This is a genomic window from Endozoicomonas sp. SESOKO3, assembly GCF_024606255.1.
On sequence record NZ_JAHHPR010000552.1, the window covers coordinates 1 to 5,194 of the forward strand.

Annotated in this window: 5 protein-coding genes; all 5 read left to right on the plus strand. The window is 34.2% G+C overall.

Annotation, left to right across the window (positions count from 1 at the left end; all coding sequences use genetic code 11):
- The coding region (locus KDK18_RS09565; protein ID WP_257254677.1) for a hypothetical protein at window positions 1-507 on the plus strand (507 nt) is incomplete at its 5' end.
- Window positions 500-1,531 (plus strand): glycosyltransferase family 4 protein, encoded by a 1,032-nt coding sequence (locus KDK18_RS09570; RefSeq protein ID WP_257254678.1) that lies wholly within the window; start codon window positions 500-502, stop codon window positions 1,529-1,531. The genes KDK18_RS09565 and KDK18_RS09570, both read left to right, overlap by 8 nt.
- 11 nt (window positions 1,532-1,542) lie before the next feature.
- On the plus strand, window positions 1,543-2,751 hold the full coding sequence (locus KDK18_RS09575) for a hypothetical protein (RefSeq protein ID WP_257254679.1): 1,209 nt from the start codon (window positions 1,543-1,545) through the stop codon (window positions 2,749-2,751).
- 498 nt (window positions 2,752-3,249) lie between these two features.
- Window positions 3,250-4,317: a glycosyltransferase gene (locus tag KDK18_RS09580; RefSeq protein WP_257254680.1), complete on the plus strand. Its 1,068-nt coding sequence runs from the start codon at window positions 3,250-3,252 to the stop codon at window positions 4,315-4,317.
- A gap of 162 nt (window positions 4,318-4,479) precedes the next feature.
- The coding region (gmd, locus tag KDK18_RS09585; RefSeq protein ID WP_257254681.1) for a GDP-mannose 4,6-dehydratase at window positions 4,480-5,194 on the plus strand (715 nt) is incomplete at its 3' end.

The window sequence follows — 5,194 nt, forward strand, 5'->3', positions numbered from 1 at the left end:
CACGCTATCTGGCTGAAGTCCTTGCTGGGCAGGCACTTTCATGATTTTGCCGTGACTAGTAATGCTTTATTTTGGCTTTCTTTAGGTTTTTTGCTTTTTAGGTTAGAAAATAAAAAAGATTACTATATCTTCTTTATAATAGGTGCTAGCGTCTTTCTTACTATTATTTGTTTTGTTGGAAGAATCCCAAGTTTGGATATGGCAAAACATTACTATGAGTATCCATTGCTGAATATAATTTGGGCTATAAGTATGATCGGCCTTTTCGTATCAGGTTCAAGATTATTGACAATTTATAATGATTTCGGTTTCTTGAAGCTAGTCTCAAAATATTTCTTGTTAATTTATTTATTACATTCTTATACTAACAATGCCGCTTACCTAATTGTGGTGAGATTTTTTGATGGGCAGTGGTTTTATACTTTTGTATTCAGTTTGTTATTGATTAGTTTATTCGTTTTAGTTAGATCTAGGCTTGGTAATTCAGGTATCTTCAAATATGTATGATTTGGTGATTGTTACTCATCTTCCAGCATTTTATAAAGTGAATTTGTATAATAAGATATCTGAGAATAATAATATTTTTGTAATTTTTGTATCGGATGGTTCATTGCAGAGAACTAAAGATTTTGTGAGCTCTAAAATGACTTTTGACCATCAATTTCTGAATTTTGGCAGCTTTGAATCCCGGTCAAAGCTTTATAGTATTTTAAGGCTTATAAAGTTTTTAAGTAAAATAAGTTATAGAAGAATAATTGTAAATGGCTGGGATTTGATTGAATTTTGGTTTTTGGTTTTTGTTAATAGAAGAGAAAAAAATATATTAGTATTAGAGTCGACTATAAACGAAAGTACTGTTTTTGGAATAAAGGGTTTTTTTAAAAAAATATTCTTGTCAAGGATATCAAAAATTCTTGCATCAGGAAGTAAACATTGTGAGCTTGTAAAAAAATTGGGGTTTTGTGGTGAGTTAAGGATAACTAAGGGTGTCGGTCTGATTAATAAAAATAAAAGCCTACCTGTTTTTTTTGAGCCTGCTTCGATCTATCCAAAGCGGTTTCTTTTTCTTGGAAGATTGTCGGAAGAAAAAAATCTTTTTAACTTGATTGAAGTTTTTAACCAATTCCCTGATTGTTATCTTAATATCGTTGGTAAAGGGCCACTTAAGCGTGACTTACTAACATTGTGTCGGGATAACATTCAAATACAAGATCACGTTGCTAACGAAAATATCAGTGATTTATTTAAAGGTTATGATTTTTTGATCCTTCCAAGTATCAGTGAAACATGGGGGCTGGTGGTTGAAGAAGCATTACACTTTAATCTTCCAGTTATCATTTCTAATAAATGTGGAGCGGTTGAACTTGTTGAGCATGGTGTAAATGGTTACATAGTCGAACCTGATTTTGATAGTCTGAAAAGCTTTATCCAGTTAATTACTTCTAGAAAAAAGTCACTCGCTTTAGATTGTTTTTCTACATTTATTCATGATAAAGATGTGGATCAGATTAATTCTTACAATAATCTTTAATAGTTACTAACATGTTGAGTTCTTTTTCTTGCGTTTCTAGATTTAAAGCCTTGGATATATTTCTAGTTTTTCTTGTTATGATGCTCTCAAAATCATTGTATTTTGAGAGCTTCTTTAATAATGTTATTTTGATACCAGTTTTTATTTTTTTATTTCTTTTAGCTATTTTTGGTACTAGGGTTAACATTAGTCTTCAGATTTTGTTTTTTTCTTTGATATTTCTATTTGTTGTATTGCTTAATTCTGATGTTAGAGCTTTATCTTATGTGACTTTAATGCTTAGGTTGTTTATAGCGATACTTCTTGTTTCTTTTTTGAATTTTGATAAATTTTCAAAAATATTCACTGATATTATATTGGTTCTTGGAACTATTTCCCTTCTGGCATTTTTAGTTATTTTTTTTGGTATAGAGTCTCCGTTTCCAGATTTTGTTGCAACAGATGGGAGGCATTTAAGAAATTTTATTTTTTTTGGAGTGTCTGAAAATTTTATTGAATATAAGATCTATAGAAATAGTGGGCTGTGGTGGGAGCCAGGTGCTTTTCAAATTTTTATTATGTTAGGTTTTTTCTTTTCGATAATAAATGGAGAGATTACAAAGCCTAAATATTTTCTTTTTACTGCTATTATTCTCAGTACCCAGTCGACAGCCGGCATATTCTTATTTTTCTTTTTATCCCTTCATCTTGTTTTTAAAAAAAACAGCCATATTCAAACCAGTTTGTTGTTGTTGTTGTTTCTCTTTTCGGTCATTTTCATTTTGATACCTGAGTTAGATTATAAATTCAATGGTAATGGTATGGCTTCGGCTAATTCTAGGATAAATGACGGATTAATTAGTTTTGAACTTTTTTTGGATAATATATTACTCGGCTATGGTTATGGAAATCAGATTGAAGTAGCAGTACCATTTGGAGAAAAACTTTTGGGCTACAGTAACTACCACTCTTTTTCAAAGCCAACAGGTTCTGATGGGCTTACCATGTTTATTTCTCAAGTGGGTGTTTTTGGAATCTTGATTTTACTTCCTTTTCTATATCCTTCTTATCTAAAGAGTTATGGGTTATTAACGAAAATTTATTTTTCAGCTTTCCTATTTCTATTGTTCAATACACAAAATTTTGTTTTTTTTATAATATTTGAGATTTTATTGATCTATGGGGTCAAAGAATTTCTTACAAATTATAGTGTGCCCTATAAACCGAATAGGCATGGATAGAATCTCATGAATTAGTAATAAATCAGTTGCGTTGTACACAAATAGCTCTTTTTTAATACCTGAATTTGTTACTTTAACCCCATCACTGTTCAGAATACTTTTTATACAGAGGCTTTCTGAATTAATACTGCTTATATTGAGGTCTATAGCGACAGCTATTTAGAAATACTAGCTATATAACAGTAGGGCTGATGTCCGACCATCACTCACTATTGTATTGTTGTTAAAAAATACTATCAAAATATGATTAATCATATCATAGCCCCCTTTTTATGATTCACCTTTTAGGAATAATCTTGGGATTTTTCCTTTATCAGGCTCTTTCGGTTTAATTGCATTCTGCAGCTGTCGAGAGGGTTAAGAAGTTATTAGTTTAGATTAAAATGCACTGATTTTATTTTGCTGGTAACTCAGTTTTTAAATATGCATTGTGATATAGGGGGAGGTTTTTCAAAAGATCTCCACGTCAGTAAATATAAATTAAATTGAGCATTTCTTATGCTGTATAATATTCAATTGCACCTGAGTAATGTTGTTGGGGTTGGTGCTGTTCAGCTTGCAAAATCTTTGTTACCAAAATTATTGGCCAATAATTATGCTAATGTTTCGACTGTCATTTTACCTGATCGTGGTGATTTAAGTCGCTTCAAATCGTCAAAATCATCAACGAATTTTATTGTTCGTAAGCGCCTTTTACCCAATTTTTTGTCACGTTTTTTTGAATGTATAATCCCACATAGATTGCCAAAAAATACAGCAGTATTGGTGTTAGGTGACATACCTTTGAATACCAACGGTGTTCAGACTGTGTTTTTACATACTCCTAACTTGGTAAAATATTTTAAGCCATCTTTATCAATTGATTTTTTTAAATATCGTGTTGCACAATTTATTTTCTCAAAAAACGAAAAGCATGTTAGCCAATTTATCGTGCAGACAGGTGTTATGAAGGATAAGCTAGAAAAATTCTACCCTGCTGTGCGCGGTCGTGTTTTTGTTCTTCCACAGCCTGTACCACAATGGTTATCAAAATCTTTTGTTAAGAGGACTAATCGAGTCCGCGATGGTAAGCTACATCTTTTTTATCCGGCTGCTGATTATTCACATAAAAATCATTTACTCCTTTCTAAAATTGATGAGCCTGAGGCTTGGCCTGTCGAGCAATTAACCTTAACGATTGATCCATTGAAAAATCCTGATAATACATGGAGTTCCATCTCTTGTGTTGGATTAATCAACTCTGATCAAATGCTGTCTTTTTATCGGTCTTGTGATGCATTATTATTTCTCTCAAATGAAGAAAGTTTTGGCTTTCCTCTCGTTGAGGCAATGTTTTGTGGACTACCAATACTCTGCCCAGACCTACCTTATGCAAGAACTCTCTGTGGTGATGAAGCTATTTATTTCGAAGCAGATAATGTGCAGTCATTACAATCGGCAATAATGGAACTGGCCAATAGACTTGATGCTGGATGGTGGCCGAACTGGGAGGGTGCATTAGAATCAATACCGTGCTCTTGGGAAACTGTTGCTGAAGAGATGCTGAAAATTACTACTAACAAATAGTATGCAATCACACTCTTTGTTTTTTGTAGAACATATCTTGAATAATGGTGATGGGTGGGAGATTACTGCTCATCTCAGGTCCTGACGATATTAGGCTTTTTTTAATAACTTTGATTCAGTTGTCAATAAATTCAGTGCTACAGTAATTTAATGAGTATTATTATGGATAAAAAAGTTGCATTAATAACGGGTGTTACAGGTCAGGATGGTTCTTACCTTGCAGAATTCCTGCTCGATAAAGGCTATGAAGTTCATGGCATCAAACGTCGAGCCTCTTTGTTCAATACCGAACGTGTAGATCACATCTATGAAGATCCACACTCAAACAACCAAAATTTCAGACTGCATTACGGCGATTTAAGCGACAGCTCTAACCTTACGCGTATTATCAGTGAAGTTCAGCCAGACGAAGTGTATAACTTGGCGGCACAGTCCCATGTTGCGGTTTCATTCGAGTCACCGGAATATACCGCAGATGTCGATGCATTAGGCACATTGCGGCTGCTGGAAGCAATAAGATTTTTAGGGTTGGAAAAGAAAACCCGCTTTTATCAAGCCTCTACTTCAGAATTGTATGGGTTGGTTCAGGAAATCCCGCAGAAAGAGACAACGCCCTTTTATCCGCGCTCTCCTTACGCAGTAGCTAAGATGTATGCCTATTGGATTACGGTTAACTATCGTGAGTCATACGGCATGTATGCCTGTAATGGCATTTTGTTTAACCACGAGTCACCCCGGCGCGGTGAAACCTTTGTCACACGTAAGATCACCAGAGGGCTGAGTAATATTTCCCAAGGGCTGGATCAGTGTCTCTATCTCGGCAATATGGATGCCCTGCGGGACTGGGGCCATGCCCGTGATTATGTGGAAATGCAAT